The organism is Nonomuraea sp. NPDC049709 (assembly GCF_040674815.1).
Taxonomy (GTDB): domain Bacteria; phylum Actinomycetota; class Actinomycetes; order Streptosporangiales; family Streptosporangiaceae; genus Nonomuraea.
The window spans coordinates 23989-50531 of record NZ_JBFANM010000080.1; the positions used below are offsets into that span (position 1 = coordinate 23989).

31 protein-coding genes are annotated in these 26543 nt (G+C 73.1%); 20 read left to right on the forward strand and 11 right to left on the reverse strand.

Annotation, left to right across the window (positions count from 1 at the left end; all coding sequences use genetic code 11):
* Nucleotides 1-24 precede the first annotated feature (24 nt).
* Both AB0J69_RS49665 and AB0J69_RS49670 read right to left on the reverse strand, forming a co-directional pair.
* Nucleotides 25-879 carry an NAD(P)-dependent oxidoreductase gene (locus tag AB0J69_RS49665; protein ID WP_364133125.1) on the reverse strand — a complete coding sequence of 285 codons (855 nt, stop codon included), beginning with the start codon at nt 877-879 and terminating at the stop codon, nt 25-27.
* A 55-nt stretch (nt 880-934) separates the two neighbouring features.
* Nucleotides 935-1393: a hypothetical protein gene (locus AB0J69_RS49670; protein ID WP_364133128.1), complete on the reverse strand. Its 459-nt coding sequence runs from the start codon at nt 1391-1393 to the stop codon at nt 935-937.
* A 485-nt stretch (nt 1394-1878) separates the two neighbouring features.
* On the opposite strand from AB0J69_RS49670, the gene AB0J69_RS49675 reads away from it, so the two are divergent.
* Nucleotides 1879-2508: a TetR/AcrR family transcriptional regulator gene (locus AB0J69_RS49675; protein WP_364133131.1), complete on the forward strand. Its 630-nt coding sequence runs from the start codon at nt 1879-1881 to the stop codon at nt 2506-2508.
* Nucleotides 2509-2583: 75 nt separating this feature from the next.
* Here the strand turns inward: AB0J69_RS49675 and AB0J69_RS49680 are convergent, their stop codons facing one another.
* The 7 genes from AB0J69_RS49680 to paaA form a co-directional block, all read right to left on the reverse strand.
* Nucleotides 2584-3432 carry a 3-hydroxyacyl-CoA dehydrogenase family protein gene (locus AB0J69_RS49680; protein WP_364133133.1) on the reverse strand — a complete coding sequence of 283 codons (849 nt, stop codon included), beginning with the start codon at nt 3430-3432 and terminating at the stop codon, nt 2584-2586.
* A complete protein-coding gene (locus AB0J69_RS49685; RefSeq protein ID WP_364133136.1) occupies nt 3429-4220 on the reverse strand; it encodes an enoyl-CoA hydratase/isomerase family protein in 792 nt (263 codons plus the stop codon). Before AB0J69_RS49685 ends, AB0J69_RS49680 begins: the two co-directional genes overlap by 4 nt.
* A gap of 82 nt (nt 4221-4302) precedes the next feature.
* On the reverse strand, nt 4303-5388 hold the full coding sequence (paaE, locus tag AB0J69_RS49690) for a 1,2-phenylacetyl-CoA epoxidase subunit PaaE (RefSeq protein ID WP_364133138.1): 1086 nt from the start codon (nt 5386-5388) through the stop codon (nt 4303-4305).
* 2 nt (nt 5389-5390) lie between these two features.
* On the reverse strand, nt 5391-5864 hold the full coding sequence (gene paaD / locus AB0J69_RS49695) for a 1,2-phenylacetyl-CoA epoxidase subunit PaaD (RefSeq protein ID WP_364133201.1): 474 nt from the start codon (nt 5862-5864) through the stop codon (nt 5391-5393).
* Nucleotides 5865-5950: 86 nt separating this feature from the next.
* Complete coding sequence (paaC, locus tag AB0J69_RS49700) at nt 5951-6868, reverse strand: 1,2-phenylacetyl-CoA epoxidase subunit PaaC (protein WP_364133141.1); 918 nt, start codon at nt 6866-6868, stop codon at nt 5951-5953.
* A 15-nt stretch (nt 6869-6883) separates the two neighbouring features.
* Nucleotides 6884-7177, reverse strand: coding sequence for a 1,2-phenylacetyl-CoA epoxidase subunit PaaB (gene paaB / locus AB0J69_RS49705; RefSeq protein WP_364133144.1), 294 nt, complete (start codon nt 7175-7177; stop codon nt 6884-6886).
* Nucleotides 7174-8136: a 1,2-phenylacetyl-CoA epoxidase subunit PaaA gene (paaA, locus tag AB0J69_RS49710; protein ID WP_364133146.1), complete on the reverse strand. Its 963-nt coding sequence runs from the start codon at nt 8134-8136 to the stop codon at nt 7174-7176. The genes paaB and paaA overlap by 4 nt, the downstream gene beginning before the upstream one ends.
* Nucleotides 8137-8242: 106 nt before the next feature.
* On the opposite strand from paaA, the gene paaZ reads away from it, so the two are divergent.
* The 9 genes from paaZ to AB0J69_RS49755 all read left to right on the forward strand — a co-directional run bounded on the left by paaZ (nt 8243) and on the right by AB0J69_RS49755 (nt 17520).
* Nucleotides 8243-10282 (forward strand): phenylacetic acid degradation bifunctional protein PaaZ, encoded by a 2040-nt coding sequence (gene paaZ, locus AB0J69_RS49715; RefSeq protein WP_364133148.1) that lies wholly within the window; start codon nt 8243-8245, stop codon nt 10280-10282.
* Nucleotides 10279-11070, forward strand: a complete 792-nt coding sequence (locus AB0J69_RS49720) for an enoyl-CoA hydratase-related protein (RefSeq protein ID WP_364133151.1) — start codon at nt 10279-10281, stop codon at nt 11068-11070. The genes paaZ and AB0J69_RS49720 overlap by 4 nt, the downstream gene beginning before the upstream one ends.
* 147 nt (nt 11071-11217) lie before the next feature.
* Nucleotides 11218-11727: an Lrp/AsnC family transcriptional regulator gene (locus AB0J69_RS49725; protein ID WP_364133153.1), complete on the forward strand. Its 510-nt coding sequence runs from the start codon at nt 11218-11220 to the stop codon at nt 11725-11727.
* A gap of 190 nt (nt 11728-11917) precedes the next feature.
* The gene (pdhA, locus tag AB0J69_RS49730; RefSeq protein ID WP_364133156.1) at nt 11918-13015 is read left to right on the forward strand and encodes a pyruvate dehydrogenase (acetyl-transferring) E1 component subunit alpha; all 1098 of its coding nucleotides are present in this window, start codon (nt 11918-11920) and stop codon (nt 13013-13015) included.
* Nucleotides 13016-13025: 10 nt separating this feature from the next.
* Nucleotides 13026-14087, forward strand: coding sequence for an alpha-ketoacid dehydrogenase subunit beta (locus AB0J69_RS49735; RefSeq protein ID WP_364133203.1), 1062 nt, complete (start codon nt 13026-13028; stop codon nt 14085-14087).
* Complete coding sequence (locus tag AB0J69_RS49740) at nt 14084-15472, forward strand: dihydrolipoamide acetyltransferase family protein (protein ID WP_364133159.1); 1389 nt, start codon at nt 14084-14086, stop codon at nt 15470-15472. The genes AB0J69_RS49735 and AB0J69_RS49740 overlap by 4 nt, the downstream gene beginning before the upstream one ends.
* A gap of 73 nt (nt 15473-15545) precedes the next feature.
* Nucleotides 15546-15806 carry a hypothetical protein gene (locus AB0J69_RS49745; protein ID WP_364133162.1) on the forward strand — a complete coding sequence of 87 codons (261 nt, stop codon included), beginning with the start codon at nt 15546-15548 and terminating at the stop codon, nt 15804-15806.
* Nucleotides 15807-15875: 69 nt separating this feature from the next.
* Complete coding sequence (locus AB0J69_RS49750) at nt 15876-16241, forward strand: YciI family protein (protein WP_364133165.1); 366 nt, start codon at nt 15876-15878, stop codon at nt 16239-16241.
* Nucleotides 16242-16245: 4 nt separating this feature from the next.
* Nucleotides 16246-17520, forward strand: a complete 1275-nt coding sequence (locus AB0J69_RS49755) for a sigma-70 family RNA polymerase sigma factor (protein WP_364133167.1) — start codon at nt 16246-16248, stop codon at nt 17518-17520.
* Between the two features lie 13 nt (nt 17521-17533).
* Here AB0J69_RS49755 and AB0J69_RS49760 read toward each other — a convergent pair whose 3' ends face one another.
* A complete protein-coding gene (locus AB0J69_RS49760) occupies nt 17534-18286 on the reverse strand; it encodes a glucose 1-dehydrogenase (RefSeq protein ID WP_364133170.1) in 753 nt (250 codons plus the stop codon).
* A gap of 76 nt (nt 18287-18362) precedes the next feature.
* Here AB0J69_RS49760 and AB0J69_RS49765 point away from each other — a divergent pair, with 76 nt between their 5' ends.
* Nucleotides 18363-18491, forward strand: a complete 129-nt coding sequence (locus AB0J69_RS49765) for a hypothetical protein (RefSeq protein ID WP_364133171.1) — start codon at nt 18363-18365, stop codon at nt 18489-18491.
* A gap of 40 nt (nt 18492-18531) precedes the next feature.
* Here AB0J69_RS49765 and AB0J69_RS49770 read toward each other — a convergent pair whose 3' ends face one another.
* Nucleotides 18532-19593: an FAD-dependent oxidoreductase gene (locus AB0J69_RS49770; protein WP_364133173.1), complete on the reverse strand. Its 1062-nt coding sequence runs from the start codon at nt 19591-19593 to the stop codon at nt 18532-18534.
* 70 nt (nt 19594-19663) lie between these two features.
* Here AB0J69_RS49770 and AB0J69_RS49775 point away from each other — a divergent pair, with 70 nt between their 5' ends.
* From AB0J69_RS49775 to AB0J69_RS49815, 9 genes are all read left to right on the forward strand, one after another.
* Complete coding sequence (locus tag AB0J69_RS49775; RefSeq protein ID WP_364133176.1) at nt 19664-20095, forward strand: metalloregulator ArsR/SmtB family transcription factor; 432 nt, start codon at nt 19664-19666, stop codon at nt 20093-20095.
* A gap of 11 nt (nt 20096-20106) precedes the next feature.
* Nucleotides 20107-21336 carry a GNAT family N-acetyltransferase gene (locus AB0J69_RS49780; RefSeq protein ID WP_364133178.1) on the forward strand — a complete coding sequence of 410 codons (1230 nt, stop codon included), beginning with the start codon at nt 20107-20109 and terminating at the stop codon, nt 21334-21336.
* A gap of 161 nt (nt 21337-21497) precedes the next feature.
* A complete protein-coding gene (locus AB0J69_RS49785) occupies nt 21498-21635 on the forward strand; it encodes a hypothetical protein (protein WP_364133180.1) in 138 nt (45 codons plus the stop codon).
* A gap of 52 nt (nt 21636-21687) precedes the next feature.
* Entirely contained in the window at nt 21688-23145 is a 1458-nt protein-coding gene (locus tag AB0J69_RS49790) for an FAD-dependent oxidoreductase (protein ID WP_364133182.1), read from the forward strand.
* 14 nt (nt 23146-23159) lie between these two features.
* Nucleotides 23160-23423: a hypothetical protein gene (locus tag AB0J69_RS49795; protein WP_364133184.1), complete on the forward strand. Its 264-nt coding sequence runs from the start codon at nt 23160-23162 to the stop codon at nt 23421-23423.
* Nucleotides 23420-24658: an MFS transporter gene (locus tag AB0J69_RS49800; RefSeq protein WP_364133187.1), complete on the forward strand. Its 1239-nt coding sequence runs from the start codon at nt 23420-23422 to the stop codon at nt 24656-24658. The genes AB0J69_RS49795 and AB0J69_RS49800 overlap by 4 nt, the downstream gene beginning before the upstream one ends.
* Nucleotides 24659-24689: 31 nt before the next feature.
* Nucleotides 24690-25067 carry a metalloregulator ArsR/SmtB family transcription factor gene (locus AB0J69_RS49805; protein WP_364133190.1) on the forward strand — a complete coding sequence of 126 codons (378 nt, stop codon included), beginning with the start codon at nt 24690-24692 and terminating at the stop codon, nt 25065-25067.
* Nucleotides 25064-26095, forward strand: a complete 1032-nt coding sequence (locus tag AB0J69_RS49810; RefSeq protein ID WP_364133192.1) for an ArsO family NAD(P)H-dependent flavin-containing monooxygenase — start codon at nt 25064-25066, stop codon at nt 26093-26095. Before AB0J69_RS49805 ends, AB0J69_RS49810 begins: the two co-directional genes overlap by 4 nt.
* Before the next feature lie 229 nt (nt 26096-26324).
* Nucleotides 26325-26543: hypothetical protein (locus AB0J69_RS49815; protein WP_364133194.1), on the forward strand; the 219-nt coding region annotated here is incomplete at its 3' end.

A 26543-nucleotide genomic window follows, 5' to 3' on the forward strand; every position in this document is an offset into this window, starting at 1 on the left:
GGCGTCGGCGTGGGTGTGGGCGTGTCAGGCGGTGTCCTGCTTCATGGATTCGGCGACGGCGGCGATGTCCTCGCGGCCGTGGCCCGATTCGACCGCCCGCCGCAGCGTGTCACGCAGGACGCCGGGCAGCCGAGGTTGCCGGTCGCGCTCGTCGGCGAGCAGGCCCAGGTCCTTGAGCGCGAGTTCGAGCGGGAAGCCGGCCGGGTAGGCGCGGGCGCGGATCTCCTCGGCCTTCTGCATCGCGTACGGCATGCGGAGCGGGCCGTCGTCCAGCACCTGCAGCACCAGGGAGGGATCCACGCGCAGCTGCTCGCAGGCGAGCAGGGTGTCGGCCATGGCCACCACCGACGCCGTCATCCAGCTGTTGACGATCAGCTTCACCCGGGAGGCCTGCGCCCCGGTGCCCACGTGGACGGTGTGCGAGCCGAGGACATCGAGCACCGGCCGGGCGTGGCCGAGCGCCTCCTTGTCACCGGAGACGATCAGCGTCAGGGTGCCGTGCGCGGCCGGTTCGCTGCTGCCGGACACGGGGCTGTCGATCATGCGCCGCCCGGCCTCGGTGGCCTGCCGGAGCAGCCGCTCGGCCCACGTGCCGCCCACCGTGCTCATCTGCAGCCAGACGGCCTCGGCGGGCATGGCGGGCAGGAACCGGGCCGCCAGCGAGGCCACCACGTCGCCGGTCGGCAGCGTGGTGAGCACGGCGTCGGCGTCGCGCACGGCCTCCTCCACGCTGTCCGCCGCGGTCACGTCCCAGGGCGCGAGTGCCCGGACCTTGTCCGCGGACCTGTTCCAGGCGCGCACGTCCAGGCCCTGCCCGGCCATGCGCCGGGCCATCGCCGCCCCCATCAGCCCGGTGCCGAGCACTGCGACAGTGGTCATCACATTCCCTCCGGTACGGGTCCCCGCACGGCACGGCGGCGGCCATGATGTCGGGTCAAGCGCAGCTCCGTACGACCCAGCCGGACCTTCTCCATGACGACCTCCCCATCAGGGACTTCCCCTCTGCGACCTGTGCGCCGCGGCCATGGAGGCAAAGACCGATCATGCAAACGGCAACAGAGGCACCAGCCCTACGGAAGGGCGTAGACCTGGCCGGCTGGGCGCCTTCGATGGAGCGGACGTAGGTCGCGGCGACATCGCCGAGGTCCACCGGCAGGAACCCGGGAAAGGAGGCCCCGTACTTGTCGACGTCTTCGGTGAAGATCGTCGAGGAGACGGCGTTGATCCGCTGGGGTACGATCTCGATGGCCGCCGCCCGTACGAACGCCGTCGGCTGTGGGAGCACGCCCACCGCATCCTCGACCAGGTGGACACCGCGCTGACCGAGGCGGTCGACGGGACGCGGCCGCGCTCCATCCGGGTGGCCTTCGCCTGGTCCGCGCTGGACAGCCACACGGTTCCCCTCCTTCGCGCCTGGCGGGACCGCCACCCCGACACACCCGTGCACGTCCGGCGCGTGGACGACCCCGAGGCGGCGGTACGGCGGGGCGAGGCCGACGTCCGAGCTGTGGCCCGGCGCCCGGCGGCCCCCGACCTTTCCAGGTGCCGGGCGTGGACGAATGGCTCACCACCATCGCCACCGGGGAAGCCGTCGGGTGACCACCGCGGGCATCGGCTACAACCACCCCCACCCGGGCATCCGCTACCTGCCCCTGTCCGACGCCGCCCCGGTGACGGTGTATCTGGTGTGGCCGAGCAGCCCCTCTCATCCCGCGACCGACGCCTTCCGCCGGCTGGTGCAACGGCAGCTGGAGTCCTGGCAGCGGCCGACGGGCTCTCTACCCGGTGCGGGCGCTCCTTCCCGGGGTACGGCGGCGGCCTCGCCTGCTCGTGCGGCCCCCACCACAGGTGCGGTGCGGCGCGTGAGATGCTGCATTTGTGACCACGACTGAGCATGCTGAACCGGCCCCACGCCGCCGGCGGGGCCGACCCGGCTATGACCAGTCCGCGATCCTGCGCGCCGCGATCGAGATGTTCAACCGCCGCGGCTACGACGCCACCAGCATGGGTGACCTGGCCAAGGAGCTGGGGCTGACCAAGCCTGCCATCTACCATCACGTCACCAGCAAGGAGCAGCTGCTCGGCCAGGCACTGGACGACGCGCTCGACGAGCTGACCGCCGTCGTGACCCAGGCGTCGCGCGACCAGGCCGGCGTCAGCGCCTACGAGCGGCTGCGCGAGGTGCTGCGGCGCAGCGTGGAGGTGCTGGTGGCGCACCAGCCGTCCGTCACGCTCCTGCTGCGGGTGCGCGGCAACAGCGAGGTCGAGCTGGCGGCGCTGGAACGGCGGCGCTGGCTCGACGACCGGCTGGCCGCGCTCGTGGCGGACGCCGTCGCGGAGGGCGCGCTGCGCGACAGCGTGCCGCCGGCGCTGGTGAGCCGGCTGCTGTTCGGCATGGTGAACTCGCTGGTCGAGTGGTACCGGCCGGACGGCGCGTACGATCTGGCGATGGTCGCCGACGCGATCACCGCCATCGCCTTCGACGGCCTGGCCAAGCACGAGGCCTGAGCCGCCCGGGTTCGGCACCGGTCCATCCCTGGCCGGCCCTGGCGCCTGTCCCCCGACCGTGGTGAGCGGGCGGTGTCACCAGGTGTAGAAGCCCTGCCCCGTCTTGCGCCCGAGGTGCCCGGCCGCGACCAGGTCGCGCAGGATGCGCGGCGGCTCGAAGCGGGGCCCGAGTTCGCGGGCCAGGTGCTCGGCGATGGCCAGGCGCACGTCGAGGCCCACGATGTCGGTGGTGCGCAGCGGCCCGGCCGGGTGCCGGTAGCCGAGGGTCATCGCGGTGTCGATGTCGGCCGCGCTCGCCACCCCCTCTTCGAGCATGCGCATCGCCTCCAGCGCCAGGCACACCCCGAGCCGGCTGCTGGCGAAGCCCGGCGAGTCGGTCACGGTGATGGGCGTCTTGCCCAGGGCCGTCACCCAGCTCCGGGCCTGGGTCAGGAGGACGGGCTCGGTGGCGGGCGCGGCGACGATCTCGACGAGGTCGCTCACCGGGACGGGGTTGAAGAAGTGCAGGCCGAGGAAGCGGCCGGGCGCGGCCAGGCCGGCGGCGAGCCCGGTCAGGGACAGGCTGCTGGTGTTCGTGGCGAGCACCGCGCCGGGGGCCCGCTTCTCGGCGACGGCCAGCACCTCGGCCTTCAGCGCGGCGTCCTCCGGCACCGCCTCGATGACGAGCTCGCAGCCGGCCAGGCCGGCGGGATCGGTCGTGGTCCGCAGCCGGGACAGGGCCGTGCCGGGCGGTTCGCCGAGCGTGCCCCTCTCGGCGGCCTTGGCCAGGCTGCCGTCCACGCGGGCGCGCGCGGCGGCGGCCGTCTCGTCGTCGTTCTCGACGACGACCACGGAGCTGCCCGCGACGAGGAAGGCGTGCGCGATCCCGGCGCCCATCCGGCCGCCGCCGTAGACGCCCACGATGCGGGGCAGGTCAGCGTTCATGAAGTGCGTCCTTTCCGGTTACGGCGGTCCAGGAACGCCGTCATGCGTGCGTGTTTGTCCTCGGTCTCGAACAGGACCGCCTGCGCCACGTCGTCGATGAACGGGTGCGCGTCCCGTGGGGCGTGGAAGACGGCCTTCATCAGCCGGGTCGCCAGCGGCGCCTGCGCGGTGACGCGGTCGGCGAGCCGGTGCCCGGCGGCGAGCAGGTCGCCGGGATCGGCGATCTCGTTGAGCAGCCGGACGGCGTGCGCCTCGTCGGCCGTCAGTACGCGGCCCGCGAGCAGGATCTCCTTGGCCAGCGGCTCCCCCACGAGCTCGGCCAGCCGCCAGGCGGCCCCGGCCGCGGCCAGGATGCCGAGACCCGTCTCCGGGTTGCCGATGCGGGTGCGCGGCGTGCCGATGCGGAAGTCGCAGGCGTAGGCGAGCTCGGCCCCGCCGCCCAGGGCGTACCCGTCGAGGAGGCCGATCGTCGGCAGCGGCAGCCGGTGGACACGGTCGAAGATCTTGGAGTTGATGCCGCGCAGCGCGTCGTCGCGGCCGCGGTCGCGGAGCTGAGCGATGTCGGCGCCGGCCGCGAAGGTGCCGCCCTCGCCGATGAGGAGGACGACCTTGGGGTCGTCCTCGACGGCGGCGCAGGCCTGGTGCAGCGCGGCGACCAGCTCGCGGTCGATGGCGTTGCGGACCTCGGGGCGGTTGAGCCGCCACACCACCCGGTCCTCGGCCTCCTCGACGAGGAGACCCGGCCCGGCGCTCACCGGCGCACCGTCCTGGTGGCCGGGGCCGCTCATGGGCGCTCCACCGGTGTCCGGACGGCGGAGACGACGAAGGATTCGGGCACGTGACAGCTCCTGTCATCGAGGGTGCGGTGGTTCAGGCGTCGTAGTCGACGGTGACGTTCTCGCCGACCGGGTACGTCTGGCAGGTGAGCACGAACCCGGCGGCCACCTCGGACGGTTCGAGCGCGTAGTTGCGGCGCATGTCGGCCTCGCCCGCGCGCACGACGGCCCGGCAGGTGCCGCAGACCCCGCCCTTGCAGGCGAACGGCAGGTCGGCGCGGGTGGCCTGGGCGCCGTCGAGGAGGGTCGACTCCCGGGAGACCGTCGAGGTCGTGCGCAGGCCGTCGAGGACGGTGGTCAGCTCGGTGGTGGCGCCGGGCGGGAGCCCGCCCTCGGCCCGCCTCGGCGGGGGCGGCGGGCAGTCGGCGTAGAACAGCTCGACGTGTACGCGTCCGGCGGGGACGCCGAGCTCGGCGAGCACGGGTCGCGCCTCCTCGATCATCTGCAGCGGCCCGCACAGCCAGACGTGGTCGAACACCTCGGCGGGGACGAGGCCGGTGAGCAGGCGGCGCAGCCGGTCGCCGTCGAGCCGGCCGGACAGCAGCTCGACGTCGCGCGGCTCGCGCGAGAGCGTGTGCACGACCTGGAGCCGGGGGCCGTAGCGGTTCTTCAGGTCGCCGAGCTCCTCGGTGAACATGACGGTGCGGCTGGTGCGGTTGCCGTACAGGAGCGAGACCTGCGCGCCCGGGTGGGTGAGCACCGTCGAGGCGACCGACAGCATCGGGGTGATGCCGGAGCCGGCGGCGACGCACAGGTGCCGCTCCCCCGGCTCCGGGTCGGCCTGCCAGGAGCCGGTGGGCGGCTGCACCTCGATCCGGGTGCCCGGCGTCACCTCGCGGACGAGCCAGGAGGAGAACAGGCCGCCGGGGATCTCGCGGACGCCGATGCGCGGTGCGGCGCCCGCGGGGGCGCAGATCGAGTAGGAGCGGCGGTGCTCGCGCCCGTCGATGACGCGGCGCAGGGTGAGCGACTGCCCGGCCCGGAAGGCGTACGCGTCACGCAGCTCGCCGGGGACGGCGAACGTGATCGCGGCGGCGTCCTCGCACAGCCGGTCCACCGCCGCCACGGTCAGCGGATGGAAGACCGCGGCCCTGGACGGCGCGGGCGCGAGCGTGGTCATGTTCAGATCTCCTTGACGTGCTCGAACGGTTCGAGGCAGCCGGTGCAGCGGTAGAGGGCCTTGCAGGCGGTGGCGCCGAACTCGGAGGTGAGCCGGGTGGCGGCCGAGCCGCAGCGCGGGCAGGGCGGCGCGGGGCGGGCCGGGCCGAGCGTGAGCGGGACCGGTCCGGCGCGCCGGGGGGCCGGGCCGGGGGCCGACAGCCCGGCGGCGCGCAGGGCGGCCCGGCCGCGTTCGGAGATCCAGTCGGTGGACCACGGCGGGTCGAGCACGATCCGCACCTCCACGCGGTCGAACCCGGCGTCGTTGAGCCGGTGGACGAGGTCGTCGCGCATGGTGGCCATGGCCGGGCAGCCGGTGTAGGTGGGGGTGATCGAGGCGATGACGACCTCGGCGCCGCCGGCGTCCCGTGTCACCTCGACGCCGCGCAGCACGCCGAGGTCGGCGAGGGTGAGCATCGGCATCTCGGGGTCGCGCACCTGCCCGGCGACCTCGGCGGCCCGACGCCCGGCGTCCGCCGTCCCCGGCTCGCGTGCCCGGCCGGCGGCCGGGTGGTGCCGGGCGTTCACCAGCGCCCGCTCGGGTGGGCGCGGGCGACCACCTGCATCTCGGCGAGCAGCCGGCTGAAGGCCTCGGTGTGCACGCCGTCGCGGCCCGTCCGGCCGCCGACGCCCGCCAGCGGTCCCCGCTCGGGGCGGGTGACGCCGCTGACGGCGAACACCTGGTCGAGGACGGCGTCCACCTCCTCGCGCAGGGAGGCGGGATCCACGCCGACCCCGGCCCGGTCCAGGGAGCGTTCGAGGGGGTGCGGGGCGACCAGCTCTGCCTGCAGCGGCCACAGCGTGTCGAGGGCGGCCAGGAGCCGGCGGTGCGACTCCTCGGTGCCGAGCGCGAGCGTGCGGAACCAGCGCCCGGCCCAGTCACGGTGGTAGGCGACCTCCTTGACGCCCTTGGCGGCGACAGCGGCCAGCACGTGGTCACGGCTGGCGCGCAGCCGTTCCAGCAGCGCGAGCCGGGCCGTCGAGAACAGCAGCAGGCGGACCACGACGTGCGCGAAGTCGCCGTTGGCCACCTCGGCCAGGCGCACGTTGCGGAAGTCGCGGTCGTCGCGGAAGAAGGCGAGCGCGTCCTCGGGCGGCACCGGGGAGCCCTCGGGCAGCGCGGGCACGACGCCCGGGTCGGCGGCGGCCGCCCGCGCCAGGAGCAGGCGCGCCTGCCCGAGCAGGTCGAGGGCCATGTTCGCGAGCGCGATGTCCTCTTCGAGGTCGGGGGCGCGGCTGCACCACTCCGACAGGCGCTGCGACATGATCAGGGCGTCGTCGCCGAGCATGAGGCAGTATGCGGCCAGCTCGGCGGGGTCCACGCCGTCGGGCGTCGTGGCGTCGACGCCGGCCAGCGGGTCCTCGAAGTCGGTGCCGAAGGCCCACTGGGACGAGTCGCCCCCGAGCAGGCCGTCGAAGATGCTGCCGGGTTCGTCGCTCATGATGGTGCGGGTTCCTCACATGTGCGGGACGTCGTCGGGGATCTCGTAGAACGTGGGGTGCCGGTAGACCTTGTCGCCGTTCGGCGCGAACAGCGGGTCCTTCTCGTCCGGGCTGGAGGCGGTGATGGCGTCGGCCCGCACGACCCAGATGCTGACGCCCTCGTTGCGCCGGGTGTAGACGTCGCGGGCGTGCCGCAGGGCCATCGCGTCGTCCGGGGCGTGCAGCGACCCGACGTGTACGTGGTTGAGGCCGCGCTTGCCCCGGACGAACACCTCGTACAGCGGCCATTCCCGCCGGTCGGCGCTCATCGGGAGCCCTCCCGCGCGGTGCGGTCGGCGAAGGCGGTGGCGGCCTCGCGTACCCAGGCGCCGTCGTCGTGCGCGGCCCGGCGGTGGGCCAGGCGCTGCGCGTTGCACGGCCCGTCGCCGCGGATGACGGCGGCGAGCTCCCGCCAGTCGGGCTCGCTGAAGTCGTAGTGGCCGCGTTCCTCGTTCCAGCGCAGGCCGGGGTCGGGCAGCGTCACCCCGAGCGCCTCGGCCTGCGGAACCGTCATGTCGACGAACTTCTGGCGCAGCTCGTCGTTGGAGTTGCGCTTGATGCCCCACGCCATCGACCGCTCGCTGTTGGGCGACTGCGAGTCCGGCGGGCCGAACATCATCAGCGAGGGCCACCAGAACCGGTCGACCGACTCCTGCACCATGGCGCGCTGGGCGTCGGTGCCGCGCATCATCGTCATCAGCAGCTCGAAACCCTGCCGCTGGTGGAACGACTCCTCCTTGCAGATGCGGATCATGGCCCGGCCGTAGGGGCCGTAGGAGGTGCGGCAGAGCGGCACCTGGTTGCAGATGGCGGCGCCGTCCACGAGCCAGCCGATGGTGCCGACGTCGGCGTAGGACAGCGTCGGGTAGTTGAAGATCGAGGAGTATTTCTGCCGGCCGCTGAGCAGCAGGTCGGTCAGCTCGGCCCGGGAGACGCCCAAGGTTTCGCACGCGGAGTACAGGTAGAGCCCGTGTCCCGCCTCGTCCTGCACCTTGGCCAGGAGGATCGCCTTGCGGCGCAGGGACGGCGCGCGGCCGATCCAGTTGCCCTCGGGCTGCATGCCGATGATCTCGGAGTGGGCGTGCTGGGCGATCTGGCGGACGAGCGTCCTGCGGTAGGCGTCCGGCATCCAGTCCCGGGGCTCGATGCGGTCGCGGCGGGCGATCGTCGCGTCGAACCCGGCCTGCAGCCGGGCCTCCAGGTCCGGTGCCGCTGGGGTGGTCGTCATCTTTCCTCCGACACCTCGAGCTCATTTACTTATCGCTCGGTCAGTAATAAGGTCGCACAGGGAGGGGTGCCCGCGCAACAGGTCACGCCCGCGGAAAGGAGACAGTGTGAGCACGCTGCTGGAGAGCTATGCCGCCGGACGATGGTTCCGCTCGTCCGACGACGGGGAACCGCTGCTCGACGCGGCCACGGGTGAGGAGGTGGCGCGCATCTCCAGCCGGGGGCTGGACGTCGCCGCGATGGTCCGCCACGCCCGCGACACCGGTGGACCGGCGCTGCGGTCCCTGACGTTCCACGAGCGGGCCGCGCTGCTCAAGGCGCTGGCCAAGCACCTGTCCGAGCGCAAGGAGGAGCTGTACGCGCTGTCCGTACGCACCGGCGCCACCTCCCGCGACACCGCCATCGACGTGGACGGCGGCATCGGCACCCTGTTCAGCTACGCGAGCAAGGGCGTGCGCGAGCTGCCGAACGACACCATCGTCCTGGACGGCGGACTGGAGCGGCTGGGCAAGGGCGGCACGTTCGTCGGCCAGCACGTCTACACGTCCCGGCCGGGCGTGGCGGTGCAGATCAACGCCTTCAACTTCCCCGTCTGGGGCATGCTGGAGAAGCTCGCCCCGGCCTTCCTCGCCGGGCTGCCCTCGATCGTCAAGCCCGGCAGCCAGACCGCCTACCTCACCGAGCTGGCCGTGCGGCTGATCGTGGAGTCGCGGATCCTGCCCGAGGGCACGCTCCAGCTCGTCGCGGGCAGCGCGGGCGGGCTGCTCGACGAGCTGACCGTGCAGGACTCCGTGGCCTTCACCGGCTCGGCGCACACCGCGGGCATCCTGCGCCGCCACCCGAACGTGCTGGACGGCGGCGTCGTCCTCGGCGTCGAGGCCGACTCGCTCAACTGCTCGATCCTCGGCCCCGACGTGCGGGCCGACGATCCGGAGTTCGACCTGTTCGTCAAGGGCGTCGTCACCGAGATGACGGTCAAGGCCGGGCAGAAGTGCACGGCCATCCGCCGGGTGCTCGTACCCGGCGCGCTGGCCGGCCAGGTGGTGGAGGCGCTGGCCGCGCGCCTGGCGAACGTGAGCGTCGGCGACCCGCGCAACCCGGACGTGCGGATGGGCGCGCTGGCCGGCCTCGGGCAGCGCGAGGAGGTGCGCAAGGCCGTCGAGGCGCTGCGCGCGAGCGCCGACGTGGTCGTCGGCGACCCCGCGGGCGACGCCCTGCTGGACGGGGACGCCACGCGCGGCGCGTTCATGACCCCGCTCGTGCTCCGGGCGCGGCCCGGTGCCACCGAGCCGCACGACGTCGAGCCGTTCGGCCCGGTCAGCACCGTGCTCGCCTACGACGGCCTGGACGAGGCGGTCGCCCTGGCCGCGCGGGGCAGGGGCAGCCTGGTCGCCTCGGTCGCCACCCACGACCCGGACGTCGCCCGGTCCGTCGTACTCGGGCTCGCGCCGTGGCACGGCCGGGTCCTCGTCCTGGACAGGGACGGCGCCAAGGAGTCCACCGGGCACGGCTCGCCGCTGCCCGTCCTCGTGCACGGCGGCCCCGGGCGGGCCGGCGGCGGCGAGGAGCTGGGCGGGGTACGCGGCGTGCTGCACCACATGCAGCGCACCGCCGTACAGGCCTCGCCCGACCTGCTGACCGCCGTCACCGGCCGCTGGACGACCGGCGCCGCCCGCGCCGAGTCCGGTGTGCACCCCTTCCGCAAGTCGCTGGCCGACCTGCGGATCGGCGACACGATCGCCTCGGCGCCGCGCACGGTCTCGCTCGCCGACATCGAGCACTTCGCCGAGTTCACCGGTGACACCTTCTACGCCCACACCGACCCCGAAGCGGCCGCGCGCAACCCGCTGTTCGGCGGCATCGTCGCCCACGGCTACCTGGTCGTCTCGCTGGCCGCCGGGCTGTTCGTCGATCCGGCCCCGGGGCCCGTGCTGGCGAACTTCGGCGTGGACACCCTGCGTTTCCTCACCCCGGTCAAGGCGGGCGACGCCATCGCCGTGACGCTGACCGTCAAGCAGATCACGCCGCGCAGCGGGGCCGACTACGGCGAGGTCCGCTGGGACGCCGTCGTGACCAACCAGGAGGGCAAGGCGGTCGCCACCTACGACGTCCTCACCCTGGTGGCCAAGACCTGGGACGCCCCGTGAACGGGGCCGCGGTCCTCGTCGAGCGCGACGGCGCCGTGGCCGTCGTGACGCTGAACCGTCCCGAGCGCCGCAACGCGCTGGACGGCAAGACCAAGACGGCGCTGCGCGGCGCGCTGGAGGACGCCGCCGCCGACGGATCCGTCCGGGCGGTGCTGCTGACCGGTGCGGGTGGCGCGTTCTGCGCCGGTCAGGATCTGGCCGAGCACGCGGCGGCGCTGCGCGCCGACCCGGCGCACGCGTTCGACACCGTCGAGGAGGACTACGCGCCGGTGGTCCGGCTGCTGGCCACGATGGACAAACCGGTCGTGGCGGCCGTGAACGGCACCTGCGTGGGCGCCGGGCTGGCCCTGGCACTGGCCTGCGACCTGCGGGTGCTCGCCGAGGACGCCGTCCTCGGCACGGCGTTCAGCGCCATCGGGCTGACGTGCGACTCCGGGCTGTCGGCGACACTCACGCGGGCGGTCGGCGAGTCGCGGGCCAGGGAGCTCGTCCTGCTCGCCGAGCCCTTCGGCGCGCGGCAGGCGGTGGAGTGGGGGATCTCGGGGCGCGTGGTGCCGCCGGATGACGTGGGCGAGGTGGCGCGGGAGCTGGCGACCCGGCTCGCGGCCGGGCCGACCGCCGCCTACGCCGAGTCCAAGCGGCTCATCGCGCGGGCCGGGGACGGCGACCTCGCGACGACGCTGGCCGCCGAGGCGCGGGCCCAGGCACGCCTGGGAATGACCGCCGACCACGCCGGAGCGGTCGAGGCGTTCCTCGCCAAACGCAGACCCACCTTCGAGGGCCGCTGACCACTCCTTCCCCGGCACGGTGAACGAACGGCCTCGCTCGTCTCAGGACGTTCGGCAAGGATCGGGCGGCCTCGCGAGGCCATTCGTTCTCCGTTCCCGGCACCATGAGCGACAAATGGATCCCCGTAGCGGCATGAGGTAGACCAGATGTCAACGGACAGGAGCACGGGCGAGGACTGGCCGGGGCCGGCCGCCGCCGCGCTGGACGAGGTGGACCGCGCGATCATCGCCGAACTGCGGCGCGACGGCCGCATGTCCGTGCGGACCCTGGCCGAGCACGTGCACATCTCGCGCGCCAGCGCCTACGCCCGCCTGACCAGGCTCATGGACGACGGCGTGATCACCGGTTTCACCGCCGAGATCGCGCCGGCGAAGGCGGGCCTGGGCACCAGCGCGTACGTCTCCATCACCATCGAGCAGAACTCCTGGCGGCAGGTGTCGGCGCGGCTGCGCGAGATCGCCTACGTCGAGCACTTCGCCATGGTCGGCGGCGACTACGACGTGCTGGCCCTGGTCAGGACGCCGGACAACGCGGCGCTGCGGCACGTGGTCCTGGAGCGCATCCAGGACATCCCCGGCGTGCGCGCCACGCGGACGTGGCTGGTGTTCGACGAGGCCCGCGGCCCGGGCGCGAACTGGAGCAGGGGACGGGAGTGAGCCGGAGCCGCAGCGGCAGGCTCGGCAAAACGTCCGGCACGCCCCGACCGAGCGCCGCGTTGTATCAACGTTTGGCCGCTGTGAAGGCTGTTTGAGGCCATTTGTCGCCTATCAGGCCTGATGTCTTGAACAGATGGCTCATGACACGGACGCTTCTCTTGTCGCACGTCCAGAGAAAGCGAGCGTCGCCATGTCCCATCCTCAGGTGGTCGACGGTCTTCTACCCGCCCCCGTCCCGGTGCGCTTCGTCGCCGAGGACGGCACCGCCGCCGGCCCGCCCGCCGGTTACCGGGCACCCGCGGACGAGCAGCTGACCGAGGCCTACCGCCGGATGGTCCTGGGCCGCCGCTTCGACCGCCAGGCGACCGCGCTGACCAAGCAGGGCAGGCTCGCCGTCTACCCCTCCAGCCGGGGGCAGGAGGCCTGCCAGATCGCCGGCGTGCTCGCACTGCGCGCGGACGACTGGCTGTTCCCCACCTACCGCGACTGCGTGGCCCTGGTCGCCCGCGGTCTCGACCCGGTCGAGGTGCTCACCCTGCTGCGCGGCGACTGGCACTGCGGCTACGACCCCGCGGCCACCCGCGTCGCGCCCCAGTGCACGCCGCTGGCCACCCAGACCGTCCACGCGGTCGGCATGGCCGAGGCGCTGCGCCGCACGGGCGAGGACGCGGTCGTGATGGCCTTCATCGGCGACGGCGGCACCAGCGAGGGCGACTTCCACGAGGCGCTCAACTACGCGGCCGTCCTGCGCTCCCCCGTCGTGTTCTTCGTGCAGAACAACAAGTACGCGATCTCGGTGCCGCTGGCCAGGCAGACCGCCGCGCCCGCGCTCGCCTACAAGGGCATCGGGTACGGCGTGCGCTCCGAGCAGGTGGACGGCAACGACCTCGTCGCGGTGCTGTCCGTGCTGACCGAGGCCGTACGGCACGCCCGCGAGGGAGGCGGCCCGTTCCTGGTCGAGGCGCACACGTACCGCATGGAATCGCACACCAACGCCGATGACGCCACCCGCTACCGCGACGCCGAGGAGGTCGAGCGGTGGGAGAGCGCCGACCCCCTGGCCCGGCTGGAGACCTACCTGCGCGGCCGGGGGCTGCTCGACGCGGCGGGCGTCACCGCGGCGCACGAGGCCGCCGAGGAGTTCGCCGCCCGCGTCCGCGACGGCATGAACGCCGACCCGGAGACGGACCCGCTGGAGCTGTTCGACCACGTCTTCGCCGACCTCACGCCGCAGTTGCGCGAGCAGCGCGAACTGCTGGCGGCCGAACTGACCGGCACGGAGGAGTGACATGACCACGATGTCGAAGTCGAAGTCGAAGTCGGTGTCCGCGTCCGCCTCCGCGTCCATGTCGATGTCGATGGCGCAGGCGCTCAACGCCGCCCTGCGCGACGCGCTGCGCGAGGACGAGAAGGTGCTCGTCTTCGGCGAGGACGTCGGCCCCCTGGGCGGGGTGTTCCGCATCACCGACGGGCTGACCAAGGAGTTCGGCGAGGAACGGTGCTTCGACACCCCGCTCGCGGAGTCCGGGATCGTAGGCCTGGCGGTGGGCATGGCGATGGGCGGCTTCCGCCCGGTGGTGGAGATGCAGTTCGACGCCTTCGCCTATCCGGCCTTCGAGCAGATCGCCTCCCACGTGGCCAAGACGCGCAACCGTACCCGGGGCCGGATGTCGCTGCCGATGGTGATCCGCATCCCGTACGCGGGCGGGATCGGCGGGGTCGAGCATCACTGCGACTCCAGCGAGGCGTACTACGCGCACACGCCGGGCCTGAAGGTCGTCACGCCCGCCACGGTCGAGGACGCGTACTGGCTGCTGCGTGACGCCATCGCCGACCCCGACCCGGTCATCTTCATGGAGCCCAAGCGGCTGTACTGGGCCAAGGACGGCTTCTCCCCCCGGGAACGGCGGGCCTCCGGGTTCGGGCGGGCGGCGGTGCGGCGCGCGGGCCGCGACGCGACGCTCGTCGCCTACGGCCCCGGCGTGCCGGTGGCGCTCCAGGCCGCCGAGACGGCCGCCGCCGACGGCGTCTCCCTGGAGGTGGTGGACCTGCGGACGATCGTGCCGTTCGACGACGAGACGGTCGTGTCCTCCGTACGCAGGACCGGACGGTGCGTGGTGATCCAGGAGGCCCAGGGGTTCGCCGGGGTGGGCGCCGAGATCGCGGCCCGCGTCCAGGAGCGCTGCTTCCACTCGCTGGCCGCGCCCGTGCTGCGCGTGACGGGGTTCGACATCCCCTACCCGCCGCCGAAACTCGAGCACTCGCACCTGCCGGACGCCGACCGGGTCCTCGACGCGGTCGACCGGCTGCAGTTCGACGACCGGCCCGACGTGCTGCACCTGAGCGGGGAGGCGTCATGACGGCCACGGCCGCGCGGCGGGTGTTCCGCCTGCCCGACCTCGGCGAGGGACTGGCCGAGGCCGAGATCGTCGACTGGAAGGTCGCCGTCGGCGACACCGTCGAGATCGACCAGATCGTGGTGGAGGTCGAGACCGCCAAGGCGGCGGTGGAGGTGCCGGTCCCGTACGCGGGCACCGTGCTGGCGCTGCACGCCCCGGCCGGCGCAGTCCTGTCGGTGGGCGAGCCCCTCATCGAGGTCGGCCCAGCGGGCCTGAAGGGTGACGGCGCCGACGTGCAGGATCCGGCGGCGGCGCGGTACCGGGAGGAGGAGCAGGCCGGCTCCGGGAACGTCCTCATCGGTTACGGAACCGGCCACGCTGCTGGCACCCGCCGTCGCCGCCGCGGCCCCCGTCCCGCCGACGACCGCGCGACCGGCTCGCGCCCGCCAGAAGAGCCCGCAGGCTCGCGTCCGCTCGCGGAGCCCGCTGCCCCCCGGCCACTCAAAAGGAGCGCGCCCGCGAGCGCGCCGCAGGCGCCGCGGGTGATCTCCCCGCTGGTCCGCAGGATCGCCCGCGAGCACGGGATCGACCTCGCCGACATCACCCCCACCGGCCCCCACGCCGTGATCCTGCGCCGCGACGTCGAGCAGGCCATCGCCGCCCGGACCCCCGCTCCCTCTCCCCCGGTGGAGCAGGAGAGGGAGAAGGGGCTGGTGGCGGAGCGCATCCCGCTGCGCGGCCTGCGCCGGGCCGTGGCCGAGAAGCTGAGCCGCAGCCGCGCCGAGATCCCCGACGCCACGACCTGGGTTGACGTGGACGCCACCGACCTGCTCGCGGCCAAGGACGCCCTGCGCAGGTCCCGCCCCGAGCTCGGCATCGGGCTGCTCGCCCTGCTGGCCCGCATCTGCGTGGACGGCCTGCGCCGCTTCCCGGAGCTGAACTCCACGGTGGACACCGACCGGTCCGAGATCGTCCGGTACGGGCACATCAACCTCGGCTTCGCCGCCCAGACCGACCGCGGGCTCGTCGTCCCGGTGGTCCGCGACGCGCACCTGATGACGACCGCCCGGCTCGCCGCCGAGCTGACCCGGCTCACCGGCCTGGCCCGGGCGGGCAAGCTGCCGCCCGAGGCGCTGACCGGGGGTACGTTCACGCTCAACAACTACGGCGTCTTCGGCGTGGACGGCTCCACCCCGATCATCAACCACCCCGAGGCCGCGCTCCTGGGCATCGGCCGCATCATCGACCGGCCCTGGGTGAGCGGCGGCGCCGTCACCGCCCGCAAGATCACCCAACTCTCCTTCACCTTCGACCACCGGGTCTGCGACGGCGCCGCCGCCGGCGGATTCCTGCGCCACGTGGCGGACTGCGTCGAGAACCCCGCGATCCTGCTCGCCGACGCCTGACCCAGGAAGGCCCCCTGGTCCAGCTGCGCCCGTCCCTGGCCGGCCCGCAGTCCTACGCGGCCCGCAGTCCTACGTGCCCAGCCGCAAGCTGCCCGGCCGCGAGCTGCCCGTCGCCGCCCGGCACGGCGTCACGCCGGACCACGTCGCCGCCGTCGCCGCGCTCCAGGAGCACGAGGAGGTCACCCGGCGCGCCGCGCGCTCCGTCGCCGAACGCGACCGGGTCACTCGGGAGCCGCGCGCGCTCGGCTACGGCCTGCCGGACTCGCCCTTCCGCACCGCGGCCGAGGACTCCCGACCCGGTCAGCGGCGCCAAAAAGTGGCGGAGATACGGTGAGGTGCATCGATTCGCGACCGCCTCGTTCGTCGTATGGGTAGTCGGGCCGACCGGGCCCACAGCGATGGGATGTCTGAGATGGCGAAATACCTGCTCCTCATCTACGGAGACGAGCAGCTCTGGCAGGCGAGGACGCCAGAGGAGATCAAGGACCTGAACGCGGGTCACGCCGCCTTCGTCGCGGCGGCCGGCGACGCGGTCCTCGGCGGCCACGAACTGGAGCCGTCCACCACCGCGACCTCCCTGCGCGGGACCGTCAGCGGGCGGCCGACCCCGACCGACGGGACGTTCCTGGAGACCAAGGAGGTGCTGGGCGGCTACTACCTGGTGGAGGCGCCGGACCTGGACGCGGCGATCGCGCTGGCCGAGCGGTTGCCGGAGGTGTCCGCCGCGCACAGCGGGGTCGAGATCCGGCCTGTCCGAGAGGCGAGCTGACCGCGTGACCGGACACGAGCGCGGTCCCGCCGCTGACGTTGACGTCAACGAGGCGGTCGCGCAGGCGCACCGTCGCGAGTGGGCCAGGGTGCTCGCCGCGACGGTGCGCGTCGTGCGCGATCTCGACCTGGCCGAGGAGTGCGCGCAGGACGCGTACGCGCGGGCGCTGCGCACCTGGTCCACCACCGGCGTTCCGGACCGGCCGGGCGCCTGGCTGACCACGGTCGCGCGCAACCGCGCGAAGGACCTCCTGCGCCGGGAGTCCGTGCTCCGGTCGGCGCTGCCCTCGCTCGTCGTGGACGACGTCGTGGCCGGTCCGGACGACCATGCCGACCCGCCGGTGGTCGACGACGACCGGCTACGCCTCATCTTCACCTGCTGCCACCCGGCGTTGTCCCGCGACGCGCAGGTGGCGCTGACCTTGAGGTTGGTGTGCGGGCTGTCCACGGCCGAAGTGGCCCGGGCGTTCCTGGTCCAGGAGTCCGCCATGGCCGCGCGGATCACGCGGGCCAAGAAGAAGATCAGCGCCGCCCGGATCCCGTACCGGGTGCCCGCGCGTACCGACCTGCCCGAGCGGGTCAGCGCGGTGCTGGACGTGGTGCATCTGGTGTTCACCACCGGCTACACCGCACCGGCCGGCGCCCAGCTCGTACGCCAGTACCTGGTGGACGGCGCCATCCACCTCGCCCGCACCTTGTACCAGCTGTTGCCGGGCGACGGCCAGGTCGCCGGTCTGCTCGCGCTGATGCTGCTCACCGACGCGCGCCGGAACACCCGGCTGTCCGGCACCGGGGAACTCGTCCTGCTCGCCGACCAGGACCGGACGCGGTGGGACACCCGGCTGATCGCCGAGGGCACCGCGCTGGTGGCGCGATCTCTGGGACAGGCGCAGACCGGGTACGGCGTGCAGGCCGCCATCGCCGCCGTCCACGCCGAGGCCGCGACCTGGGAGGACACCGACTGGACGGAGATCGTCGGGCTGTACGACGTGCTGCGGCGCCTTTGGCCGTCCCCGGTGGTCGAGCTGAACCGGGCCGTCGCGATCGGTTTCCGCGACGGCCCGCAGGCCGGCCTCGACGCCCTCGCCCCGCTGCTCGACGAACCGGCGCTGGCCACCTACGGCTACCTCAGCGCCACCCGCGCCGACTTCCTGCGCCGGCTGCGGCGCCGGCAGGAGGCGACCGCGGCCTACGAAGAGGCCCTGGCCATGACCGACAATCAGGTGGAACGCGCCTTCCTGGCCGGGCGGCTGGAGGAGGTCCGCACGCACTCGGCCTGAGCTCCGGCACCTTTCAGGCCGCCGACCAGCCGCCGTCCACGGGCACGATCGCGCCGTTGATGAAGGAGGCGGCGTCGGAGGCGAGGAAGAGTGCGGCGTCGGCCATCTGCTCGGGCTGGGCCAGGCGCTCGCCGAGGGCGAGGACGGGGCCGAGGCGGGCGGCGCCGGTCGGGTCGAAGGTGGCGCCGGTGGCGATGTTGGTCATGGTGGGGCCGGGCAGGATGGCGTTGCAGCGGATGCCGTCCTTGGCGTACGCCCAGGCCACGCTGCGGGTCAGGCCGACCACGCCGTGCTTGGAGACGGTGTAGGCGGCGCCGGCGGCCCCGCCCCGGATGCCGGCCTCGGAGGCGGTGTTGACGATCGCGCCCCGGCCCTGGGCCAGCATGTGCGGCAGCACCGCGTGGGTGACCAGGAAGGTGCCGGTCAGGTTGACCTGCAGGACCCGCTCCCACTGCTCGACCGGGATGTCGGCGGGCAGGGCCATGGTGTCCATGATGCCGGCGTTGTTGCACAGCACGTCGATCCGCCCGTACGCGCTGATCGCCGCCTCCACCAGGGCCGACACCGAGGCCTCGTCGCTGATGTCGGCGGCCAGGGGCAGGGCCGCGTCCCCGATGGCCGCGGCGGTCTCACGGGCGCTGGCCTCGTTGACGTCGCTGGTCACGACGCGGGCGCCGGCCTTGGCGAAGGCGACGGCCATCGCCCTGCCGATCCCGGAGCCCGCACCTGTGATGAGGACGGCGGAGTCGTCGAAGGTCGTGGTCAAGAGTTCGTCCTTTCGGTCGGAACGATCGCCCCCGCCGATCTGGAGGAGGCGACGGAGGGCGGTGATGGTGTCATGAGTGGCGTGGCACGCCCCGCGCGTCGACCGCACCGAGGGCGCCCGGCTCACCGAGGTCGCCCGGACGGCCGGGGTCGGGCAGGGCAGCCGCTACCGGCGCTTCCCCGGCAGCGTCGGCCTCGTGCCTTGACCGCGTTGTCCGGCGGCCGGGTCCGAGACCCTTCCGGCGGTCAGCGCGATGCGGCGTGCCGGGCGGCGCGGTAGCCGAAGACGACGGCGGGGCCGATGGTGGAGCCGGGGCCGGGGTAGGTCCGGCCCATGACCGAGGCGGTGGTGTTGCCCGCGGCGTACAGGCCGGGGATGGCCGTGCCGTCCTCCCGCAGCACGCGGGCGTGCTCGTCGGTGAGCAGGCCGCCCTTGGTGCCCAGGTCACCCGGATAGACGCGGACCGCGCGGAAGGGGCCCTTCTCCAGCGGGGCGAGGTTGGGGTTGGGCTTGACCCGGGGGTCGCCGTAGTAGTTGTCGTAGACGGTCCGGCCCCGCCCGAAGTCCTCGTCGACGCCGCTGCGGGCGAAGCCGTTGAAGCGCTTGACGGCCGCGCCGAGCCGTACGGCATCGACGCCGATCTTCGCCGCGAGCGACTCCAGGGTGGGGGCCTGGACGAGGAGCCCGGCCCTGCTGCACTTCTTGGCCTGCCCGAGCAGGGCGGTGTTCAGGTAGCGGCGCGTGTGCCGTACGTCGCTGATCAGCCACATCGGGCCCGGCACGTTGTGGGCCAGCATGTCGTGCCCGACGTCGATGTAGGACGCCGACTCGTTGGTGAAGCGCTCGCCGTTCGCGTCCACCATGATCGAGAAGGGGAAGGACCGCTCCGAGACGAGGATCGCGCGGCCCACCTTGCCGCCGGGCCGGTCGGGATAGTAGTCGGGATAGTCAGGGGATCGCCGCCACCGGACACCGTGGCGGCCGAGGAAGGCCACCACCTCGGGGGCCGTACGCACGAAGGCCTTCCTGCGCTCGGGCGAGGAGGCGGGCCCGGCTTCGGCTATGACCTCGTCCATGTACCGCAGGGCCTCCTCAGCCGAGTCGGGGACGCCGTCCCGCAGCATGAGCGGGTTGGCCGGCATCCAGAGCCCGCCTCCGGAGACGGAGGTGGTGCCGCCCCATTTCGAGGTGCTCTCCACCACCAGGACGTCCAGCCCGTCATCGGCGGCGGCGATGGCGGCGCTCAGCCCCGCCGCGCCGGAGCCCGCGACGAGCACGTCGACGGTGCTGTCCCATGGATCGGTCATCGCAGTCCCCTTCGGCCCGGACCTCTTCCGCAACCGGACAAGTATGTCCGGTTGCGCTGTAGTCTGTGCGATGACCGGGCGCCAGGTCAATAAGGATGGAACGCCCGAAGCCCCCCGGGACCGGAGGGCATTGCGCGACGCCGGATTCATCTATTATCGTCGATTGTCGATGGACATCTCAGCTACCCCGCTGGACCGGGCCGAGGCCGAAGAGTACGCGAGCTGGTTCAAGGCGCTCGCCGACGCCACCCGCATCCAGATCGTGTCGTTGCTGGCCAGACAGCGATCCCCGATGACCGTCGGCGAGATCGTCGCCGCCTCGGGCGTGGGCCAGTCGACCGTGTCACACCACTTGAAGATCCTCGCCGAGGTGCGGTTCGTCCTGGTGGAACGGCAGGGCACCTCGAGCCTGTACCGGATCAACGACAACTGCGTGAGCTGCTTCCCCACCGCGGCCGACGTGGTCATGGGCAAGCCCGTACCCGCACCCAAATGCGATTGAGGAGACCCGCCATGGCGCACGACGAGATCATCGATCTGTACTCCGGCCTGGCACGGGCCGCCGCCGGCGGCGAACGCATCACGGACTGCGGAACCGACGCCTTCGAGCAGGGAGGTTTCGGCGCGGCGGGGTACGACGACACCTCCGCGCTGCCCGAGGGGGCGGTCCGGGCCAGCCTGGGCTGCGGGAACCCGGTCGCCGTGGCGGAGCTGCGGCCCGGCGAGACGGTGCTCGATCTGGGCTCGGGCGGCGGCATCGACGTGCTGCTGTCGGCCCGCCGGGTGGGTCCGTACGGCACCGCGTACGGGCTGGACGCCAGCGACGACATGCTGCGCCTCGCGCGAGACAACGCACGGGAGGCCGGCGTCACGAACGTCCGGTTCCTGCACGGCACCATCGAGCGCATCCCCCTGCCCGCGCACGCGGTGGACGCTGTCATCTCCAACTGCGTGATCAACCTGTCGGACGACAAGGCCGCCGCGCTGGCGGAGGCGTTCCGGGTGTTGCGGCCGGGCGGCCGGTTCGGCGTCAGCGACGTCGTCACGGACGGTGAGGTCGCGCCCGAGCGGCGGGCGGCCGTCGAGCAGCGCGTGGGATGCGCGGCCGGAGCCCTGTCCGTGGACGACTACCGCTCGCTGCTGCGGGCGGCCGGGTTCACCGGCCTGCACATCACGCTCACCGCCGACCACGGGGACGGGGTGCACTCCGCCATCGTCCGGGCCATCAAGCCCGCCATCGGCCCGGGCCTGGAGATCCGCCCCATGCGCGACGCCGACGCCGCCCAGGTGCTGGCCATCTACCAGGCCGGCCTCGACACCGGCCAGGCCAGCTTCGAGACCACCGCACCGAGCTGGGAGGGCTTCACCGCGGGCAAGCTGCCGCACCTGCGCTACGTGGCCGTCGACACCGGGACCGGCGAGGTCGTCGGCTGGATCGCCGCCTCGGCCGTGTCCACCCGGCCCGTCTACGCCGGGGTCGTGGAGCACAGCGTCTACGTCCACCCCGGTTGCCAGGCCCACGGCATCGGGCGCGCCCTGATGACCGCGTTCATCGCCGCCGCCGACGACGCCGGCGTCTGGACCATCCAGTCCGGCGTCTTCCCGGAGAACACCGCCAGCCTCTCCCTGCACCAGGCGCTGGGCTTCCGCGTGGTCGGCACCCGCGAGCGCATCGGCCGCCACCACGACACCTGGCGCGACGTGGTCTTCATCGAACGGCGGAGCCGCATCAGCGGAGTCTGAGCCGGCCCTGGCGCAGCTGGAGAACACCCCGATCACTGAGCCATGCGCAATCCGCACCCCAGCCGCCTCCCAGCTTAGGCGGACATCTAATTTGACAATCCTCTAATCAATCGGGCATGCTTCCAACTACTTCGAAAAGCGTCTAAACAGGAGGGGTTGCGATGCGCGCTCTACTGCGCCGGTTGCGCCGGGACGACACCGTCACCTTCGACGAGATCCACGGCGAGGTCTGCGACTCCGCCTGCCGGGCGAGCGTGCGCATCGACCGCGCCCGCACCACATACCTGATGTACCGCTGATCCCCTAGCACACCGACTGGCCACCAGCGACCCGAATACGAGCGAGGTAATCATGAGTGACGGATGCTGCGGCACCACCACCTCCCTGGAGGCGACCTCCCTGGAGGCGACCTACCTGGAGGCGACCTACCTGGAGGCGGAGCGACCGAACGGGGCCGGTGACCTGCCGGTCGTGGTCATCGGCGCCGGCCCGGCCGGGCTGGCCGCCGCCGCCCACCTGGCCGGGCGGGGCCTGGACTTCCTGGTCCTGGAGGCCGGAGCGCAGGCCGGCGCGTCGGTCGCGCAGTGGGGCCACGTGCGGGTGTTCAGCCCGTGGAAGTACAACATCGACGCCACCGCCCGCCGCCTGCTGGAGGCCGACGGCTGGCACGCCCCCGACCCCGACTGGCTGCCCACCGGTGCCGAGCTCGTCGACGACTACCTGGCCCCGCTGGCCAAGCTGTTCGCCGACAAGGTCCGGTTCGGTGCCCGCGTCAGCGCGATCAGCCGGCTCGGCTACGACCGGGTCCGCACCGGCGGTCGCGAGCACGCCCCGTTCCTGATCCGTCTCGACGACGGCACCGAGCTGCAGGCCCGCGCGGTCATCGACGCCTCCGGCACCTACACCAGCCCGAACGTGCTGGGTGCCAGCGGTCTGCCCGCCCACGGCGAGAACGAGGTGGTCGTCGACCACGCGCTGCCCGACGTGCTCGGTGCCGACCGCGACCGCTACGAGGGCAAGCGTGTGCTGGTGGTCGGCGCGGGCCACTCGGCCGCCACCACCCTGCTCGCTCTGGCCCAGCTGGAGCACACCCCGATCACGTGGGCGATCCGCGCCGGCAACGCCACCCGCACCTATGGCGGCGGGGCGGCGGACGCGCTCCCGGCCCGCGGCGCGCTCGGCACCCGGCTGCGCGCCCATGTCGATTCCGGCCGGATCCGGCTGCTGACCGGCTTCTCCACCCACCGGGTGAACGCCACCGGAGAAGGCGTCGAGGTGGTCAGCCGTGACCCGTCCGGCCACACGCAGGCGGTCACGGTGGATCGGATCGTGTCGGCGACCGGCTACCGGCCCGACCACTCCATCGCTTCCGAGCTGCGCCTGGATCTGGACCCGGTGCTCGGCTCCACCCGCGCGCTCGCCCCGCTGATCGACCCCAACCAGCACTCCTGCGGGACCGTTCCCGCGCACGGCGTGGACGAGCTGGCCCACCCCGAGCCCGGCTACTACGCGGTCGGCGTCAAGAGCTACGGCCGCGCCCCGACGTTCCTCATGGCCACCGGCTATGAGCAGGTCCGCTCGGTCGTAGCCGCGATCGCCGGGGACTGGCAGGCGGCCCGAGACGTGCAGCTCGACCTGCCCGAGACGGGCGTGTGCTCCTCCAATCTCGCCGAGGCCCAGGAGCAGCGCGTCGGCCTGGCCACCGGCATCAGCGGCGGCCTGCTGTCCACCCCGCTCCCGCTCGCCACGGTCTCCACCGGCGCCCCGGTCAGTGCCGGCGCCGAGACCGGCGGCGGCTGCTGCGGCTGAAAGGGACACCCCGGATGTCCGACGGCTACCCCACCGCCGCGCAGAAGGAGGCGCTGCGCCTCATCTGCGACCATGAGCTGATGCCCGCCCCCCGGCCCGCCGACGAACTGGTCGCCGCCCGCGGGCCCGGCACCAACCCCGGCCACGCGCGTGCGCTCACCCGGATGGCGGGAACGCTCGCCTGGCGGCTGCAGGCCCAGGGCTTCATCGCCGGGACCCGTGCGGGCGGATGGGCGACCACGGCTGAGGGCCGTGCATTCATCGCGTGTCCGGCATGAGTTCCAGCACCGAGACCGCCGCCCCCGAACTCGAGGGCGGCGGTTCGCCGCGTTCCGTCCATGGATGGCGGATCGTGGCCGCGCTGGCCGTCACCCAGACCATCGGCTACGGCGTGCTCTACTACGCCTTCTCCGTCTTCCTCACCCCCATGGCCCGCGACCTGCACGCCACCGACGCGCAGATCGCCGCCGCGCTCACGTTGTCCGTCCTGATCGCCGCGGTGTGCGCGCCGCTGGTCGGCCGCCGGCTGGACGCCCGCGGCGGGCGCGCTCTGATGACGGCCGGGTCGCTGCTGGGCACCGCGGCGGTGCTGGCCTGGTCGCGGGTGGAGAGCCTGCCGCAGTTGTACGCGGTGTTCGCCGCCATCGGCATCGCCTGCTCGATGGTGCTGTACGAGGCCGCCTTCGCCGTCATCGTCGCGATCCACGCCGGCAACGAGCGCGGCCGGGCGACCGGGCTGCTGGCGCTCACCATCGTGGCCGGGTTCGCCTCCTCGATCTTCCTGCCTCTCACCGGTCTGCTCGTCGAACACTACGGCTGGCGCACGGCGCTGGTGATCCTCGCGCTGATCTACGGGGTGGCGGCGATCCCGCTGCACGCCCTCGCCGTACGGCGCCACCCTGCCAAGGGCAGGGCGCAGGCGTCCGCCGCGGCCGAGGAGCGGGCCGGGATCGTCAAGGCGGCCACCCGCAGGCGGCCGTTCTGGCTGCTGGTGATCGCCTTCACCGCCAACGGCGGCGCGGTCGCCGTGATCGCGGTGCTGCTCATCACCTACCTGGTTCACCTCGGCCACTCGCCCGTCCTGGCCGCCACCCTGGCCGGGTTGCTGGGAGTGTTGTCGGTGACCGGAAGGCTGATCACCACCGGCCTGCAGACCCGGTTGCCCGCCGCCCTCATCGCCGCCGCGATCTTCGCCCTGCAAGGGGTGGCCGTGCTGCTGCTGCCGCTGGTCGGTCACGGCGCGGCGGGCGCGATCGGCGCGGTGCTGCTGTTCGGGCTCGGCTTCGGCATCGCCTCCATCACCCTGCCGCACCTGCTGGTGGAACGCTACGGCACCGTCCCCTACGCCGGCCTGGCCGGCCGCATCGCGGCCTTCTCCGTCGCCGACAAGGCCCTGGCCCCGCTCGGTGCGGTCGCGCTCGCGCAAGCGGCCGGCTACGGCTGGGTGATGGGCGCGGTGGCCGCCGCCTGCGGGATCGCGGCGTGCGCGCTGGTGGCCTACCACCGCGTATAATTTAGACCGCTGTCGAAGTAAGGGGTTTCGGATGACCGCCGTCACCGTCCAGTGTTGCGCGCCGATCGCGCGGGAGCCGCTGAGCGAAGGCGCCGCCACCGAGCTCGCCATCATGCTCAAGGCGGTCGCCGACCCGGTCCGGTTGCGGCTGCTGTCGATGATCGGCTCCCATGCCGGCGGCGAGGCGTGCGTGTGCGACCTGACCGACGCCTTCGACCTGACCGCACCCACGATCTCGCACCACCTCAAGGTGCTGCGCACCGCGGGGCTGATCGACGGCGAGCGGCGCGGCACCTGGGTCTACTACCGCATCATCCCCGAGGCGGTGAACAAGCTGGGCGCCCTGTTCGCTCCGCTCACCGACCCCGCGCCAGACCGGCCGGTGGACGTCGAGCTCATCGGCGTATGACCGAAGGTCCACGTGCTGTCGATGTCGCGGTGATCGGGGGCGGCCAGGCGGGCCTGGCCGCCGGCTACTACCTGCGCCGCGCCCGCGCCGACTTCGTCGTCCTCGACGCCCAGGATGAGCCCGGTGGGGCGTGGCGGCACGCCTGGCCGTCGCTACGGCTGTTCTCCCCCGCCCAATACAGCTCGCTGCCCGGCCGGATGATGCCCGTGCCGCCCGGCGGCGGCTACCCCGGCGCCGCCGACACGGTGGCCTACCTCGCCGACTACGAACAGCGCTACCAGCTGCCGATCGTCCGGCCGGCGACCGCGCGTGCCGTACGCCGCGGCCAGGAGCGGCTGCTGGTCGACACCGACGCCGGCACCTGGCAGGCCCGCCACGTGATCAGCGCCACCGGCACCTGGTGGCGGCCCTACGTCCCGCACCACCCCGGCTTCGCGGACTTCATCGGGCAGCAGTTGCACACCGTGAGCTACCGCGGCCCCGAGCCCTTCCACGGGCGGCGGGTCGTGGTCGTCGGTGGCGCGAACTCCGCGGCGCAGATCCTGGCCGAGGTCTCCACCGTCGCCGACACCACCTGGGCCACCCTGCGCCCGCCCCGCCTGCTGCCCGACGAGATCGACGGGCGGGCCCTGTTCACCCTGGCCAGGACCGCCGGCGGCGTCGGTTCCCTGGGGGACATCGTGGCCGTCCCGTCCGTACGCGAGGCCCGCGACCGCGGCGTCCTCAAGGCCCAGCCGATGTTCGACCGCATTACCACCACCGGCGTCACCTGGGCGGACGGCACCGGCCTCGACTGCGACGCGATCATCTGGTGCACCGGCTTCCGCCCCGCCCTGGGCCACCTGGCGCCGCTACGGCTGCGCGGCCCGGACGGGCTCATCCCGGTCGAGGGCACCCGCGCCGCCGGCGAACCCCGCCTGCACCTGCTCGGCTACGGCGACTGGACCGGCCCGGCCTCCGCCACCCTGATCGGCGCGAGCCGTACCGCCAGAAACGCCGTCACCGAGATCCTGGCGGCAACCCCGTAGCTCGTCCGGCGGCCCGGTCGAGGTGGAGGCCGGTCACCCTCCCCGGTTTGGTCGCTTGGACGATCGCCGAGTACACGTCCTCGCCGGCCGGTTCGCCGCGTTGATTAGATCAGCCTCTATCTTGACGAACTTCAAATCAGCATGGGAGCATGGCCGCTGTTTAGATATCTATCTAATCATCAAGGTGGAGCGCTCACCTCGTCGCACCCAAGCAGAAAGGACGATCACGATGACGAACGAGACACCCGGCGGATTCATCGGCAGCCCTGACGAAGCGTTCGCCCCGGCCGCCGCCGGAGGCTGTTGCGGCGCTCCGGCCACGCAGGCTGCCACGCCCGCAGAAGCCGGCGCCACCACGGCGGCCACGGCCTGCTGTGGCAGCAGCCCGGCGCCCGCCGCGCAGGCGAGCCAGGGCGGCTGCTGCGGGCAGGCGCCGAGCCCCCGCCCG